14 protein-coding genes are annotated in these 16,689 nt (G+C 49.7%); 6 read left to right on the plus strand and 8 right to left on the minus strand.

Annotated elements, in window-relative coordinates:
* The first annotated feature begins 201 nt into the window (after positions 1-201).
* Both BSPA111_RS20735 and yccS read left to right on the plus strand, forming a co-directional pair.
* Entirely contained in the window at positions 202-648 is a 447-nt protein-coding gene (locus BSPA111_RS20735) for a YccF domain-containing protein (protein WP_183273026.1), read from the plus strand.
* A 24-nt stretch (positions 649-672) separates the two neighbouring features.
* Positions 673-2,808, plus strand: a complete 2,136-nt coding sequence (gene yccS, locus BSPA111_RS20740) for a YccS family putative transporter (protein ID WP_183273027.1) — start codon at positions 673-675, stop codon at positions 2,806-2,808.
* On the opposite strand, the gene BSPA111_RS20745 is transcribed toward yccS, so the two are convergent.
* Positions 2,805-3,419 carry a TfoX/Sxy family DNA transformation protein gene (locus BSPA111_RS20745; RefSeq protein ID WP_183273028.1) on the minus strand — a complete coding sequence of 205 codons (615 nt, stop codon included), beginning with the start codon at positions 3,417-3,419 and terminating at the stop codon, positions 2,805-2,807. The two genes, yccS and BSPA111_RS20745, sit on opposite strands and share 4 nt — an antisense overlap.
* 220 nt (positions 3,420-3,639) lie before the next feature.
* Between BSPA111_RS20745 and sulA the strand changes: the two genes are divergently transcribed.
* A complete protein-coding gene (gene sulA / locus BSPA111_RS20750; RefSeq protein ID WP_183273029.1) occupies positions 3,640-4,149 on the plus strand; it encodes an SOS-induced cell division inhibitor SulA in 510 nt (169 codons plus the stop codon).
* A 360-nt stretch (positions 4,150-4,509) separates the two neighbouring features.
* On the plus strand, positions 4,510-5,580 hold the full coding sequence (ompA, locus tag BSPA111_RS20755; RefSeq protein WP_183273030.1) for a porin OmpA: 1,071 nt from the start codon (positions 4,510-4,512) through the stop codon (positions 5,578-5,580).
* Between the two features lie 106 nt (positions 5,581-5,686).
* Here ompA and matP read toward each other — a convergent pair whose 3' ends face one another.
* Entirely contained in the window at positions 5,687-6,139 is a 453-nt protein-coding gene (gene matP / locus BSPA111_RS20760) for a macrodomain Ter protein MatP (protein ID WP_183273031.1), read from the minus strand.
* Positions 6,140-6,314: 175 nt separating this feature from the next.
* Here matP and BSPA111_RS20765 point away from each other — a divergent pair, with 175 nt between their 5' ends.
* The gene (locus BSPA111_RS20765; protein ID WP_183273032.1) at positions 6,315-8,069 is read left to right on the plus strand and encodes a Lon protease family protein; all 1,755 of its coding nucleotides are present in this window, start codon (positions 6,315-6,317) and stop codon (positions 8,067-8,069) included.
* Between the two features lie 68 nt (positions 8,070-8,137).
* A complete protein-coding gene (gene fabA / locus BSPA111_RS20770) occupies positions 8,138-8,656 on the plus strand; it encodes a bifunctional 3-hydroxydecanoyl-ACP dehydratase/trans-2-decenoyl-ACP isomerase (RefSeq protein ID WP_034456318.1) in 519 nt (172 codons plus the stop codon).
* 71 nt (positions 8,657-8,727) lie between these two features.
* On the opposite strand, the gene rmf is transcribed toward fabA, so the two are convergent.
* The 6 genes from rmf to rlmKL all read right to left on the minus strand — a co-directional run bounded on the left by rmf (position 8,728) and on the right by rlmKL (position 16,660).
* Positions 8,728-8,895 carry a ribosome modulation factor gene (rmf, locus tag BSPA111_RS20775; RefSeq protein ID WP_183273033.1) on the minus strand — a complete coding sequence of 56 codons (168 nt, stop codon included), beginning with the start codon at positions 8,893-8,895 and terminating at the stop codon, positions 8,728-8,730.
* A 256-nt stretch (positions 8,896-9,151) separates the two neighbouring features.
* Positions 9,152-9,718: a membrane integrity-associated transporter subunit PqiC gene (gene pqiC, locus BSPA111_RS20780; protein ID WP_183273034.1), complete on the minus strand. Its 567-nt coding sequence runs from the start codon at positions 9,716-9,718 to the stop codon at positions 9,152-9,154.
* Positions 9,718-11,355 (minus strand): intermembrane transport protein PqiB, encoded by a 1,638-nt coding sequence (pqiB, locus tag BSPA111_RS20785; RefSeq protein ID WP_183273035.1) that lies wholly within the window; start codon positions 11,353-11,355, stop codon positions 9,718-9,720. The genes pqiC and pqiB overlap by 1 nt, the downstream gene beginning before the upstream one ends.
* A complete protein-coding gene (pqiA, locus tag BSPA111_RS20790; RefSeq protein ID WP_183273036.1) occupies positions 11,345-12,613 on the minus strand; it encodes a membrane integrity-associated transporter subunit PqiA in 1,269 nt (422 codons plus the stop codon). The genes pqiB and pqiA overlap by 11 nt, the downstream gene beginning before the upstream one ends.
* Positions 12,614-12,629: 16 nt before the next feature.
* Positions 12,630-14,537, minus strand: coding sequence for an ABC transporter ATP-binding protein (locus tag BSPA111_RS20795; protein WP_183273037.1), 1,908 nt, complete (start codon positions 14,535-14,537; stop codon positions 12,630-12,632).
* A 5-nt stretch (positions 14,538-14,542) separates the two neighbouring features.
* Positions 14,543-16,660 (minus strand): bifunctional 23S rRNA (guanine(2069)-N(7))-methyltransferase RlmK/23S rRNA (guanine(2445)-N(2))-methyltransferase RlmL, encoded by a 2,118-nt coding sequence (gene rlmKL, locus BSPA111_RS20800; RefSeq protein WP_183273038.1) that lies wholly within the window; start codon positions 16,658-16,660, stop codon positions 14,543-14,545.
* Between the last annotated feature and the right edge of the window lie 29 nt (positions 16,661-16,689).

The raw sequence follows: 16,689 nt of genomic DNA on the forward strand, positions 1-16,689 counted from the left end.
GAAGGAATGACGCTCCAGGGTAAAAACGCGTTACAATTGTTGTGGTTATTCATTTACCTGCTTTTATACCCCAAATAATTGGAGTTGCGGCAAGTGAGCAAATCCCAATGAGCTTGCTCAAGTAAGGGATTGGGGTGCGTGAACGCAGCCAACACCGATGCAACTTCAAGTATGAAAGGTATATACCAACGAAGAGTGAGTATGCGTACAGTCCTGAACGTTTTGAATTTTGTACTGGGTGGCTTTTTGACCACCCTATCCTGGTTGCTGGCGACGCTTGTCAGTATCATTTTTATCTTCACGTTGCCGCTGACCCGGTCCTGCTGGGAGATAACCAAACTCTCATTTGTACCGTACGGTAACGAAGCCATTCATGTTGATGAGCTCAATCCACAGAGCAAAAGTGCCCTGATGAATACCGGTGGTACATTGCTGAATATTGTCTGGCTGGTGTTTTTCGGCTGGTGGCTCTGTGTGCTACATATCTGCACCGGTATTGCACAATGCATCACTATTATTGGTATTCCTGTTGGAATCGCTAACTTCAAAATAGCGGCTATCGCGCTTTGGCCTGTTGGCCGTCGCGTAGTTTCTGTTGAAACTGCGCAAGCTGCACGTGAAGCCAATGCCCGACGTCGTTTCCAGTAAATCAGAAAAGAATAGTGAGTATTAATGCTTAGTCCAATTCTGCGCCGTTATACCTGGAACAGTACCTGGCTCTATAACTTGCGCATCTTCATCGCGCTTACGGGGACTGCCGCCCTCCCCTGGTGGCTGGGTGACGTTAAGCTGACTATCCCATTAACACTCGGTGTCGTTGCCGCAGCGCTCGCAGATCTGGATGACCGCCTGGCTGGGCGCTTGCGCAATCTTCTGATTACCTTAGTTAGCTTTTTTATTGCGTCAGCATCAGTAGAGTTATTGTTCCCGTGGCCGATATTTTTCGGCATCGGGCTAATGGTTTCCACCAGTGGATTTATTCTGCTGGGTGGGTTAGGCCAACGTTACGCCACCATTGCCTTCGGGGCATTGCTTATCGCCATTTATACCATGCTCGGTATTTCTTTATACGAGCACTGGTATCAGCAACCGATTCTACTGTTGGCAGGTGCTATCTGGTACAACGTGCTGACGCTTGCCGGACATCTTGTTTTCCCGATTCGGCCGCTCCAGGATAACCTGGCGAGATGTTATGAAAGCCTCGCACGTTATCTGGAAGTCAAAGCGATGATGTTCGACCCCGACATCGAAGACGAAAACCAGGCGCCAATGCTGGAACTTGCGATGGCTAACAGCCAACTGGTCACCACGCTGAATCAGACGAAAGGCTCATTATTGACGCGTTTACGTGGAGATCGTGGGCAACGAGGCACGCGTCGTACTTTGCACTACTATTTTGTCGCGCAGGATATTCACGAACGCGCCAGTTCTTCGCATATCCAGTATCAGGCATTACGCGATACATTCCGCTACAGCGATATAATGTTCCGCTTTCAACGCCTTCTGACCATGCAGTCACAGGCCTGTTTACAGCTTTCACGTTCAATTTTATTACGCGAGAAGTATCAACATGACCTACGTTTTGAACGTGCGTTTACGCATCTTGATGCCGCGATCGAAAGACTGAAAGCTGACCAATATCTGGCAGGTGAATTTAAAGCGATCGGCTTCCTGGTCAGTAACTTACGCGCCATTGATGCCCAACTGGCGACAATTGAATCCGAGCAAGCGCTTGCCGCTCCGCAAAGCGATATCGAAAACCGCCTGGCTGATGATCGTATAACTGGGTTTGGCGATGTCTGGCAGCGGTTGAAACGCAACTTAACACCGGAATCGGCGTTATTTCGCCATGCGGTGCGGATGTCGCTGGTGTTGTGTGTCGGCTACGCATTCATTCAGTTTACCGGGCTAAAACATGGCTATTGGATCCTGCTGACCAGCCTGTTTGTTTGTCAGCCAAACTACAACGCCACTCGCCGCCGTTTGGCATTGCGTATCATCGGCACGTTAGTGGGGGTAGCGATCGGGCTTCCGGTGCTGTACTTCGTGCCCTCAATTGAAGGCCAGCTGGTTTTAATCGTGATTACTGGCGTGCTCTTCTTTGCGTTTCGCAACGTGCAGTACGCGCATGCCACGATGTTTATCACCTTACTGGTATTACTGTGCTTCAACTTACTCGGTGAAGGGTTCGAAGTCGCCATGCCGCGTATCTTCGATACTCTGTTGGGCTGCGCCATTGCATGGGCAGCGGTAAGTTTCGTTTGGCCTGACTGGCGTTTTCGCAGATTACCGTTGGTCGTCGAGCGTGCTTTTAACGCGAACTGCCGCTATCTGGATGCGATTCTTGAGCAGTACCACCAAGGGCGAGATAACCGCGTTGAGTACCGAATCGCACGGCGGGATGCACATAACAAAGATGCGGAACTGGCATCAGTGGTGTCCAACATGTCATCTGAGCCGCGCGTTTCGCCAGAGATGCAGGAAACTGCGTTTCGCTTACTGTGCCTCAATCACACCTTTAACAGCTATATTTCGGCGTTAGGTGCACACCGCGAACAGTTAACCAACGAGGATATCTTGTTATTACTTGATGACGCGGTGTGTTACGTAGATGACGCACTACATCATCTGCCTGCCGATGAAGAGCGGGTTCAAAAGGCGCTGCGGGGGCTTTCAGAACGTATCAACTTACTTGAGCCGCAACCAGATACCAAAGAGCCATTGGTGCTTCAACAAATTGGCCTGCTGGTTGCGCTGCTGCCTGAAATATCACGCCTTCAGCAACTTGTTTCGCAGCAACACGTTTAACGAGGCTGCCGTTTCGCGTAAAGATGCCCCCACTCGACCAACTCCCGGCGCGTTGCTGCCGGGAGTGCCGCTTCATGAACACCGCAGATTGCGCCCGCTAACGCCAACAATACTCGTACACCCAGCCCTTTCTTCAAATGTCTCAATTTTATCCATGACCGTTTTGCGCCATAGGCGTGAAGCGTCCGCACATCAGCAATTCCCACTTCCCATAACATCATTTCCAGACTGTGGGTTAAATTGGGTAAATCTTTGAGCCGTTGCTGCGCTTTAAGGCGCGATTTTTCTCGTCGTGCGCTATACAAAGCATCGGTTGAAAGCTGCAATAGTTTTTCCCGATCGGACCACAGTGCTTCGTCAACATGATAATAATTGAGCGCGATTGCTCGTCCGCGCTTTTGATAAACCAGGGACTCTGATGCTTTTTCAACAAAGTAAACTTCCGATTGTTCACTTGCCCGGAGATAAAGTTCCCCCTCCGAAACCATGGCAAACACCACATTCTCGACGGTCAAACTATATCCACCAAATAGCGAGCGATAACTGATATCGCCTAACGGAGATAGACATTCCTTTGATTGATGAATCCTTGCATAAGACCGCTTCTTCATGAATATATCCTTAAATATCAATCTATAACGCACCATAACGATTTATTACCGCATCCAGTAACACGAAAATAAGTAACATGATGACCGACGGCAATCACATTCTCTCTTTCCGCCGATTTACATGTTGAAATTGCGATACGCTTTCCGAAATTTAGATTGATCTTTGTCCGAACTGGTATTACTGTATATTCATACAGTAACCCATCAGGCGGGATTAACTATGCAATCACATAACGTTCTAACTCACGTTGCCAATGTTCCAGATTCTGCGTCTTCATTGACTCAGCCATCAGCGGGTAACAACATAAAAGGGTTGATCAGTGAAGTGATCTACAGTGAAGATCAGCCGTGGATTACGCAGTTGGTACTCCTGCCCCTGCTGCAACAGCTTGGTCAGCAGTCGCGCTGGCAGTTGTGGCTAACGCCGCAGCAAAAATTGAGTCGTAAGTGGGTACAATCTGCGGGTCTTCCGCTGACAAAAGTGATGCAAGTAAGCCAGTTAGATCCACTTTTCACCGTAGATGCTATGGTAAAAGCACTGCAGACAGGAAATTACAGCGTTGTGATCGGTTGGTTACCTGAAGAATTGACTGATGAGGAGCATATTCAGTTGTCATCTGCAGCTGAAATGGGTAACGCAATTGGCTTTATTATGCGTCCAACACGTACTTCGAAAACAGGTGATCGACCACGAAGTGGCCTAAAAATTCATTCTAGTTTGTATCATTAAGTAAATTTAAGAGAATTCCTGGAACTTTTTCTTTCCTGCTGACAATTCATTGTGAATTATCAAGAATCCGCGCTGCAAGCCGCTCCAGGCGGCCTTCCGCCCTATCCGCATAGTCCATTTTTTACACAAATCTGTTAGAAAGTGTGAACGTAAATCGTTTTTTTTCATATGCCTGAGGGACTTCACACTTGTAAGTTTTCAACTACGTTGTAGACTTTAGCTCGCCAGGGTTGCTCTTCCATAACACCGATTGATCGGTAGAGTAACAAGTGAGCATAAACTCGGGCGAAGGATTTAACCCTGGGCTTTAGAGCGATTTTAAAGCTCATGGCCTTTTTGGATGATAATGAGGCGCAAAAAATGAAAAAGACAGCTATCGCGATTGCAGTGGCACTGGCTGGCTTCGCTACCGTAGCGCAGGCCGCACCGAAAGATAACACCTGGTATGCAGGTGGTAAGTTGGGTTGGTCCCAGTTCCACGATACCGGTTTCTACGGTAACGGTTACCAGAACAACAACGGCCCTACTCACAGCAGCCAATTGGGTGCTGGTGCGTTCGGTGGTTACCAGGTTAACCCGTACGTTGGTTTCGAAATGGGTTACGACTGGTTAGGTCGTATGCCTTATAAAGGCAGCGTTGATAACGGTGCTTTCAAAGCGCAAGGCGTTCAACTGGCTGCTAAACTGAGCTACCCAATCAATGACGACCTGGACATCTACACTCGTCTGGGTGGTATGGTATGGCGTGCAGACTCTAAAGGTAACTACGCTTCTACTGGCGTTACCCGTAGCGAACACGACACTGGCGTTTCCCCACTGGCAGCAGTTGGTCTGGAATACGCAATCACCCGTGATATCGCAACTCGCCTGGATTACCAGTGGGTTAACAACATCGGTGACGCGAATACCGTAGGTACTCGTCCAGACAACGGCATGCTGAGCCTGGGTGTTTCTTACCGTTTCGGTCAGACCGAAGCAGCTCCAGTTGTAGCTCCAGCTCCAGCTCCAGCTCCAGAAGTACAGACCAAGCACTTCACTCTGAAGTCTGATGTTCTGTTCAACTTCAACAAAGCAACTCTGAAACCAGAAGGTCAGCAGGCACTGGATCAACTGTATACTCAGTTGAGCAACCTCGACCCGAAAGATGGTTCTGTTGTAGTTCTGGGCTTCACCGACCGTATCGGTTCCGACCAGTACAACCAGAAACTGTCTGACAAACGTGCACAGTCTGTTGTTGATTACCTGATCTCTAAAGGTATCCCAGCTAACAAGATCTCCCCACGCGGTATGGGCGAATCTAACCCAGTTACTGGCAACACCTGTGATAACGTAGCTCCTAAAGCTAAACTGATTGATTGCCTGGCTCCAGATCGTCGCGTAGAGATCGAAGTTAAAGGTATCAAAGACGTTGTAACTCAGCCTGCTGCATAAGCTGGTTTAAGTTACCGTTATAAAAAAACCCGCTTCGGCGGGTTTTTTGTTTTTAAAATTTAGGAACATAACAACAAAATAAAGCCCAGTAGCATTTCACTGCGCTCTACTCTTTGCCAAGCATCGCCTGAAGATCTTGTTTCAGTGATGACATCTGATTAGCGTACTGTTCTTTACGCTCAGCATCTTCAATCAGCTGCACAATAGTTTCTGAGAGTGTGCATTCTCGTCGATGAGCAAGCCCTGCTAACCGCTGCCAGACCAGATACTCAAGGTCAATGGACTTTTTACGCGTATGCTGGTGTTCGGCATTAAAATGCCGTTTACGACGCGCGCGGATAGTTTGCTTCATGCGGTTGTGGAGTTCTGGATTCATATGCTTTTCTATCCAGCTCAACACGTGCACAGGCTCATTTTCAAAGCGTAACAGCTCATCAACAGCTTCTTTCGCAGCGCTCGCCTCGATATAACGCGTGATAAGCTCGCCTTCACGGTGTTTTTTAACCAGATACTTCCACTTCCAGCCGCTCTCGAGATTTTCCAACTGTTGATATTTCATTGTTGTCTCAGTGTGACCGTGTAACTCATTTCAGGATAACAGTTTTTTTTATTTTCGCTTACCTGAAAAATGAAAGCTGTGAGCTAAGTAAACTTGCCGCTCCGCATAAACCGTGTGCTGCTCGGCCTATTCTTGTATAATCGCGCCTTTGACATCTAATTAATAAATAGCGACTTTGACGACTAATCGACTTGAATGGCGTGCACTTGTACCTGATACCGAAAGTTATCAGGAAATTTTCGCACAGCCTTATGATTCCGAAACTGCCCCTTTCTCCGCTGTGCAACCCCGTCTGACTTATGGACTGGTGCAACTCAGCCAACCGGTAGCCTCGGCCGGTCTGATGCTGGTAAAAGCCGCTGAAGAAGCCGAATACCTTAATCTTATTGCGAGCGCTGCGCGCGATTGCTGGTCCCCGGATAACACATTGACCGGCGGACATTATCTGATAGAAGGCTCGCGTGTCACGTTACGCCCAGCCGAAACGGCTGAAGACAATTTTGCGGGTCAATCCGAAGTCGTCGTGGCTGACTGGATTGAAGCCGAGCAACTGTTTGGTTGCGTTCGTCAGTTCGCTGGTGAAATTAGCCTGACGCCGGGTTTAGTTCACAAGGCTAATGGTGGCATTCTGGTACTGTCATTGCGTAGCGTGTTGGCACAACCGCTGCTCTGGCTACGTCTGAAGCAAATGGTGATTCAGGGTCGCTTTGACTGGATTTCGCCTGACGAAACGCGTCCGTTGCCAGTTAGCATCCCGTCATTGCCGCTGAATCTCAAACTGATTCTGGTCGGTGAACGTGAGTCGCTGGCTGACTTCCAGGAAATGGAACCAGAACTGGCAACCTCCGCTATTTACAGCGAGTTTGAAGAAAATCTTCAAATTGCCTCTGCCGATGATATGGCATTGTGGTGTCAGTGGATTTACGCCGTCGCGAAATCTAAAGCGCTCCCTGCGCCTGCAACTGATGCCTGGACTGCTTTCATCCGCGAAGCGGTGCGTTACACGGGTGATCAGGAAACGCTGCCACTGTGCCCATCGTGGATTGGCCGTCAACTGCGTGAAGTGGCCGCTTTTACTGAAGAAGAAACCTTCGGCGCGGCTGAACTGATCCAAATGCTGGCCCAGCGTGAATGGCGTGAAGGTTATCTGGCTGAGCGCATGCAGGACGAAATTCTGCTTGAGCAAATTCTGATTGAAACTGAAGGTGAGATGGTTGGCCAAATCAACGCGTTGTCGGTGATTGAATTCCCAGGCCATCCACGCGCATTCGGTGAACCTTCCCGAATCAGTTGTGTCGTCCATGTGGGTGATGGTGAATTTACTGACGTTGAGCGCAAAGCGGAGCTGGGCGGCAATATTCATGCGAAAGGCATGATGATCATGCAGGCATTTTTGATGTCTGAATTGCAGCTTGAGCAGCAAATTCCCTTCTCAGCATCACTGACTTTTGAACAGTCCTACAGCGAAGTTGATGGCGACAGCGCGTCAATGGCTGAACTGTGCGCATTAATCAGCGCACTGGCGAATGTGCCGATTTTTCAGCATATCGCAGTGACCGGCTCAGTCGACCAGTTCGGACGTGTGCAGCCTGTTGGAGGACTCAATGAGAAGATTGAAGGTTTCTTCCGCATCTGCCAGGAGCGCGAATTTACCGGCAAGCAAGGCGTGATAATCCCCCTGTCCAACGTCCGCCACCTGTGCCTGCATCAGGATGTTCTGGATGCCGTTGAGCAAGGGCAATTCACGATTTGGGCCATCGACGACGTCACAGATGCGCTACCATTATTAACAAATCTGCCCTGGGATGGTGAAGGGCAAAATACGCTCATGCGTGCGGTACAAGAGCGAATTGCTCAGGCATCGGCGCAAGACATTCGGCACCGTTATCCATGGCCACTGCGTTGGCTCAGCTGGTTCAGTCCAAACTGATCGGACTTGTTGAGCGTACACGTGTTAGCTAACATGCGTGCTTCATTATAAAAAGGCTTACTGTAAACATGGTAGATAAACGCGAATCCTATACAAAAGAAGATCTTCTTGCCTCTGGTCGTGGCGAACTGTTTGGCGCTGAAGGCCCACGGTTACCTGCGCCATCCATGCTGATGATGGACCGCGTGGTCAAGATGACCGAAGACGGCGGTAACTTCGATAAAGGTTACGTTGAAGCAGAATTAGATATTAATCCTGATCTGTGGTTCTTTGGCTGCCACTTTATCGGCGACCCGGTAATGCCTGGCTGTCTGGGCCTGGATGCGATGTGGCAGTTGGTTGGTTTCTACCTCGGCTGGCTTGGTGGCGAAGGTAAAGGTCGTGCTCTGGGCGTGGGTGAAGTTAAACTCGCAGGTCAGATTCTACCAACCGCGAAAAAAGTTACTTATCGTATCCATTTCAAACGCGTCATCAATCGCCGCCTGATCATGGGCCTGGCAGATGGCGAGGTGCTGGTTGATGGCCGTGTCATTTACACTGCTACCGATCTGAAAGTAGGTCTGTTCAAAGACACGACTGCTTTCTAAGTCCTGTTTTCTCAGTGATGAAATGCGAAACCTCCGCAGTGCGGAGGTTTCTTTTTCTAAAGAGACAGTGATTACGCGGTAATCGCCCTGTCCTCCATGGCTTCTCGCCAGCCTCCCATCCAGTACGACCTCTGGTTCAGTGTCTGATAAGGACACATCTCTTTAGAGCGTCCGACGATTCCTGCTTGATAACCACGTTGATGAGCCCGTTCCAGGCGATCTCGTTTTTGTCTCTTCATGCCTCGTTTCCCTCATTTTTTGAGTCTGGTGGAAAAGAAAACAGTGGCCACAAAACGTGCAACCACATATAACGAATACCCTCAAAAACCGTTATCGTCAATGCGCAAAATTCACGCCAATGTCATAAATGTGAGCTACGTGGGATATGATTTTTACAAAAAACGTGAGCCAGGAGAGATAACAAATTCATGCCAAAAGAAAAGCTGCGCTTCGCTTGATTGCGAATGACGCAGCTTTTTTGTGCTATTGAACGGATTAATTAAAGCGGGTTAGCTGGCTGGCAATGCTTTGGGACTCTTGCTGCCAGGCCTGAGCTAATGATTTCACCATCGCATCATAACCATCGGCTTCCTGCTTCAACTCAACATGGAACGGTCGCTTTATCAGTTGCCCCTGATGATTGAGCAGCCATTCACCGCTCACAATCACTTTCCCGTCGTAGCGTCCATGGAAACCCGTCACGTTAACACTCAGCGTATCCTGAACACTGCCAAGCGGCTGTGATGCCACCACCCAACCCGGCAGCGCGCTACTTAAATTGCTCACCAGGGTATTGCGCAGTTGCTGATCCAATGGGCTCGCCCACAAATTATTGTTGGCAATGACGTATTGCACATCACTGGTTTGATAAACCACGCCGTTTCCGGCGAGGTAATCAGGAACCGCAACCTGCTCTACCCATAATAAATGGGTTCCAGGCTGGCTCACAGCCTGCATAGCAGGCACGGAGCTTTGAGGCAGCTGGTAATACGTTTTTCCATTATCGGTGCTGCTACAAGCCGTTAAAACCAAAGCAGCAATTATCGGAAGCCATTTTTTCATTATTGTGCCCTCTTCGGCTGGGGATCTTTTTTATCCTTCGCTTCAAAGATCAGCGAATTGCTCTTATCGTTCAACGTGCGCAGGACAGGCTGCAACTCGCGCAGAACTTGATCAAGTCGCTGCATATCGGCAACCATCTTGTTGTACGCCGCTGAGCCAGGCTGGAAGCCCTGCATGCTACGATTGAGCTCACGCAATGTTGTTTGCATATCCTCTGGCAACGACTGCATAGATTTATTCGACGTAATCTTATTCAGATTATCCAGCGTCTGCTGCAAGCGCTTCATGGTGCGTTGGCTTTCAGCAAGCGAATTGGTTGTCTCCTGAATCATTGGATTCAATGGCAAGTTGTTAATCTTATCCAGAGTCTCCAGCAAACGTTGTTGGATTTGCGCCAAACCACCACTCATCGTTGGAATGATCGGGTAACCCCCAAAGGTCGGCAAATCAGTTACCGGCGGTGCTTTAGGGTTGAAATCAAGATCGATAAACAGAGCACCGGTCACCAGACTGCCGGTCTTCATTGACGCCCGCAAACCGCGTTTAATCAGCGATTCCATGTTGTCCTGAATCCGAATGTCATCACCTACAAGATTCTGCAAGCGTTCAGGTTCAAGACGAATCAGCACCGGAATACGGAAGTCATCATTAATTTTCTGACGCATTTCCGCTGTAAAGAATGGCACCTGAGCGACCGTGCCGAGGCGAATGCCGCGGAATTCAACCGGAGCCCCAGGCTGCAAGCCACGTACAGAATCTTTGAAGAACATCAGGTAATCAATGTGATCGGTATAGAGGGAATCCTGAATACTTTTCTGATCGTCAAACAGTCGATATTCGCTGCCAGGTAGTGCTGGCTTACCGAGATCCCACCCTTCCGGGATATCAAAACTCACGCCGCCACTAAACAGCGTCGTAAGCGATCCCATTTCGACACGCATACCCTGGGAGGATAAATCCACTGCGATGCCACTGTCCTTCCAGAAACGCACGTTGCTGGTTACCAGGCGATCGTTTGGCGCAGCGATAAACAGTTGATAACTGATGCTACGTTTGGCCGGATCGAAATTACTGGTTTCAACCGAACCTACCCGATAACCACGGAACAGGACCGGGTCGCCAGGAGAGAGCTGCCCTGCCTTATTACTGTCGAGGGTAATACGGATCCCTTTCGCGTCAGGCGGAGCCAACGGAGGGGAATCCAGCAAATCATACTTCCCTTGTTTCGAGCCTTTTTTTCCCGGTTGCAGTTCGATATAAGCACCGGAGAGCAACGTTCCAAGCCCGGAAATACCTTCACGCCCGACCTGCGGTTTCACGACCCAAAAAACCGAATCTTTATGCAGCAGCTTTTCCATGCCGGAATTCAGACGGGCTGTAATTTCGACATGCAGCAAGTCATCAGACAACACCGCACGTTCCACAACACCCACATTAACGCTACGGCTTTTGATGGTGGTTTTCCCGCCTTCAATACCTTCAGCATTGGTGGTGATTAGCGTTACTTCAGGGCCCTGATGACTATAGTGGTAGAATAAAATCCACGCGCCAATGAGCAGCGTAACAATAGGGAAAATCCAAACTGGGGACCAGTTTTTAACCTTTGCTACTTTTGCTTCCCCGCTTTTATTTTCCATGCTCAGACGACTCCTCATGAGTTGAATCAGGTGCGCGATCCCAGGACAAGCGAGGGTCAAAGGTCATCGCCGCAAACATTGTCAAAATAACTACTAATGCAAACATAACGGCGCCAATTGCCGGGTAGATACTCATCAATCCCCCCATCCGCACCAGCGCCGATAAAACGGCAATCACGAATACATCGATCATCGACCATCGTCCAACAAACTCGACGACCTCGTAGATCAAATGCATCCTTTCACTGTCACGACGACCGTGACCCTTTGCATCCCAACACAACCACGCGATCGCCAACATTTTTAGCGTTGGGACCATGATACTGGCGATGAATATCACCCCAGCCACTGGATAAGATCCTTCACTCCACAACAAGATAACCCCGGCAATAATCGTCGAGGGAATTGGACTTCCCAGAACTTCGGTTATCATGATGGGTAATATGTTCGCAGGCAGATAAAGCATAATTGAAGTCAGCAACAGAGCGAGCGTCCATTGCAGACTATGGCGGCGACGGATGTATCCTTTCGTTTCGCAACGCGGGCAGATTTCCTGAGCTTCCGGCACGATTGCCGTGCAGCACGAACAAGAGCGCAGCCCTTGACGAATCCCCGGCACTCCAACTTTAAGCGGTGCATCTATAACTGGTTCAGGGGCAATATCATCCCAAAGCCAACGTCTGTCCACACACTGGAAGGCCCGTAACTGCAGCACACAGAATAAACACCACGGAATAAAGCTACTGCCGACACCAAGATCGCCATACGCCATCAGTTTGACGAAACTCACCAGTATCCCGGCAAGGAAGATCTCGGCCATGCCCCAGGACTTTAACTGAAACAGAATACGAGCAAGGCGCTTTTTGAGCGATAGCGGCAATTTAGCCCGGTTAACCAACAACAAAATTGTGATTAAACAGAAGGCCGGCACCACTTGCACAAAGGCGATGAAAAAGGTTCCCAGACTTGCGTAATCTTCGTTAAAGAGAACGCCTGGTATTTCAAGCAGTGAAACTTCGCTGTTAATACCCGCGACGTTCATACTGATGAAAGGAAAAAGATTGGCGAGCACCAGCATAAACAGGGCTGCCACCGAATAAGCTGTAGGCCGTTGTCGCGGCGACGCCCACTGGGTTAATAGCGTGGTGGCGCAACGAGGACAGACGGCCTTTTGGCCGTCTTCTAATACTGGTAGAGCGACCAGTAAGTCACATTGTGAACACAATATGTGTGAACGATGGTGATGCGTGGCACACATATCGTGTCTCCTTGCGTTATGCGCCGTTTTTCAGAGCTTCAAGATATTCCCAGCGCTCAAAAGCATCTTCCAATGCTTTCTCAGCTGCAGACAGGTCGCCCAAGGTTTTTTGCGTGACATCATGCGGTTGGTTGAAAAACTCTGCGTCGCCGACTTTCGCTTGTAGCGCTTCCAGCTCGGTCTCAAGCTGCTCAAGACGTTGCGGCAATTGCTCTAATTCGCGTTGCAAGTTATAGCTTAGCTTGCTGCTTGCACGTTTAACAACTTCAGCTTTAGCTGCAGTGGTGTTTTGAGCTTTATCTGCTACAGACTGGCGCAAAGATTGAGCAGAAGCCTGTTGGCCTTTAGCATCATGGTAGCCACCAACGTAGCGACCAATTTTGCCCTCACCTTCGAAAATCCAGCATTCGGTAACGGTGTTATCGACAAATTGACGATCGTGGCTCACCAACATTACAGTACCCTGATAACCATCAATCAGCTCTTCCAGCAATTCAAGCGTTTCGACATCCAGGTCGTTTGTTGGTTCATCGAGAATCAACAAGTTACTTGGTTTCAGGAATAAGCGAGCCAGCAACAGACGGTTACGCTCCCCCCCTGATAATGCACGAACTGGCGTCATCGCACGCTTTGGATGGAACAAGAAGTCCTGCAAATAACCCAGAACATGGCGCGGCTTACCGTTCACCATCACTTCTTGTTTACCTTCCGCGAGGTTGTCCATCACGGTACGATCCGGATCCAGCTCAGCACGGTGCTGGTCGAAGTACGCGACTTCCAGTTTAGTACCGCAATGCACACGGCCGCTATCAGCCTGCAATTGGTCGAGCATCAGTTTCAGCAGCGTCGTTTTACCGCAGCCGTTTGGCCCCACCAGCGCGATTTTATCGCTGCGTTGAACCTGGGCCGAGAAGTCTTTCACCAGCGCACGTTCGCCAATGGAGTAGCAAACGTCTTCCATTTCAAAGACGATTTTGCCTGAACGCGCCGCTTCTTCGACCTGCATTTTAGCGCTGCCCAACACTTCGCGACGCGCACTACGTTCGTTACGCATGGCTTTTAACGCACGGACACGACCTTCGTTACGGGTACGACGGGCTTTAATGCCCTGGCGAATCCAGACTTCTTCCTGCGCAAGTTTGCGATCGAACTCGGCATTTTGCAGATCTTCAACGCGCAACGCTTCTTCTTTCGCCAGCAAATACTGATCGTAATCGCCAGGGTAAGAAACCAGTTTTCCACGATCAAGATCGACAATACGGGTTGCCATATTGCGGATGAATGAACGGTCATGGGAAATAAATACGATGCTGCCCTGGAACTCTTTCAGGAAGCCTTCCAGCCAGTCAATCGCTTCAATATCCAGGTGGTTCGTCGGTTCATCAAGCAGCAATACGCGCGGGGAACTTACCAATGCACGCCCAAGTGCCGCTTTACGCAACCAGCCACCTGACAATGCTGACAGTTCGGTATCCGCATCCAGGCCGAGTTGTAGCAGCACTTCATTGATACGGCTTTCCAGTTGCCAGAGATTCTGGTTATCCAGAATTTCCTGAATACGCGCCATCTCGTTGAGATTTTTCTCGCTCGGGTCAGTCATCACTTTATGAGAAATATCGTGATACGCCTTGAGATGTTCAGCCTGTTCTTCAACGCCTTCAGCAACGAAATCGTAAACGGTTCCCGCAACATTACGCGGAGGATCTTGCTGTAAACGCGCCACGATCAAGTCTTGTTCATAAATCATGCGCCCATCATCCAATGGGATTTCACGATTCAGGATCTTCATCAGCGTGGATTTACCCGCACCGTTACGACCTACCAGACAAACGCGTTCGTTTTCTTCAATGTGGAGTTCAGTGTTATCTAATAACGGTGCGTCACTAAAGGACAACCAGGCACCGTGCATACTAATCAATGACATGACAATTAATCCTTGGCTACGTGAGTTACGAGCCAGCAGTTATGAATTTGGCGATTACGGGCAAAGTCTTGCGACTGGGTTTTCTGAGTGATTTCCTGAGCGTTCAAACCCAATTTATCCAGCCCGTCAAAGTCCATTTTAAAGCCACGTTTATTGTTGGAGAACATAATGGTGCCGCCCTGGCGCAGCAAGCGCTTCAGGTCTTTCATCAGCAACAGATGGTCGCGCTGGACATCAAAAGATTCTTCCATACGTTTTGAGTTCGAGAACGTCGGTGGATCGATAAAAATCAGATCAAACTGTTCATCCGTTTCACGCAACCAACCCAGGCAGTCCGCCTGAATCAGACGGTGAGCGCGGCCACTCAAGCCATTAAGGCGCAGGTTACGTTCAGCCCACTCCAGATAAGTACGAGACATATCGACGGTGGTCGTGGTTTTTGCACCACCTAAACCTGCGTGAACCGTCGCAGTGCCGGTATAAGCAAACAGGTTAAGGAAGTCCTTCCCTTTGCTCATTTTGCCCAGCATATGGCGCGCAATACGGTGATCGAGGAACAAACCGGTATCCAGATAATCCGTCAGGTTAACCCACAGACGAGCGTTATATTCGCTCACTTCCATGAAGTCGCCTTTCTCATCCATTTTCTGATACTGGCTTTTGCCCTTCTGGCGTTCACGGGTTTTCAGAATCAGCCGGTTGGACGGTAATTCAAGAACAGACAGCGTTGCAGCAATCACGTCAAACAGACGCTGACGCGCTTTGTTGGCATCAACCGTTTTTGGCGGTGCGTATTCCTGCACCACGACCCATTCGCCATAACGGTCAACGGCAACGTTATATTCCGGCAGATCCGCGTCGTAAATTCGGTAGCATTCGATGCCTTCCTGACGCGCCCATTTGTCGAGCTTTTTGATATTTTTGCGCAGACGGTTCGCGTAATCGTCAGCAATTTGGCCAGATGCCGCGCCGGTGCTGGTTTCTGACAACTGGTAGTTTTTCTGCACGCAATCCAGCGGGCCGTTCTTCGCTTTAAACTGGCGTTCTGCGCGCAGTTGCAGGCAACTGAGCAGATCTGGCGAGGCGCTAAACAGTGACAGATTCCAGCCGCCGAAATGATTTTTCATGTTGCGGCCTAACAGGCTGTGTAATGCAATCAGCGCAGGCTCACTGTCAAGACGCTCACCGTAAGGCGGGTTGCTAATCACCGTTCCCACTGGCCCTTCCGGCAGAGGATTGCTCAGTTTAGCAACGTCTTTCACTTCGTAACTGATGATATCAGCCAGGCCCGCACGGCGGGTGTTGGCGCGAGCGCGTTCGATAACGCGTGAATCATTATCTGAGCCATAGAAACGAGAGGTATATTCGCCGAGGCCTTTACGGGCACGAACCTGCGCTTCGGTGGTGATTTCTTTCCACAATTCCACATCGTGGTTCGCCCAGCCGAGGAACCCCCAATGCTTGCGATGCAGACCCGGTGCGCGATCGGTTGCGATCATCGCGGCTTCAATCAGCAGCGTACCAGAGCCACACATTGGATCGAGCAGCGGTGTACCCGGCTGCCAGCCTGAACGCATCACAATAGCGGATGCCAGAGTTTCTTTAATCGGAGCCGCACCGGTGCTGTCACGGTAGCCACGCTGATGCAGGCCATCACCACTTAAATCCAGCGCAATGCTGGCGGTGTCTTTATTCAGCCAGACGTTAATGCGCAGATCCGTCTGTTCTTTATCGACGTTCGGACGTGGCAGATTTTTACGGGTGAAGGAGTCAACAATCGCGTCCTTCACTTTTAATGCGCCGTACTGGCTGTTACGAATAACGTCGTTCAGGCCGCTGAAGTGCACTGCGAAGGTGGCATCTGGGCCAAATAGCGCAGGCCAGTCGATGGTTTGTACTCCAAGGTACAAATCAAGATCGCTATACACTTTGCATTCGTTTAATGGCAGCAGAATGCGGGACGCAAGGCGGCTCCACATCAGGCTTTGATAGAGCAGACGTGAGTCCCCCTGGTAATGTACGCCGCCCTGAACCACCTGGCATGCTTGCGCACCAAGGCCCTCCAGTTCAGTTTTTAATAGCTCTTCAAGCCCACGCGCCGTACTGGCAAACAGAGAATTCATATCGTCACTTAATCAGGTGTTAAAAGAAA

Origin of the sequence: Buttiauxella sp. A111 (assembly GCF_014189855.1) — a bacterium.
Classification (GTDB): Bacteria; Pseudomonadota; Gammaproteobacteria; order Enterobacterales; family Enterobacteriaceae; genus Buttiauxella; species Buttiauxella selenatireducens.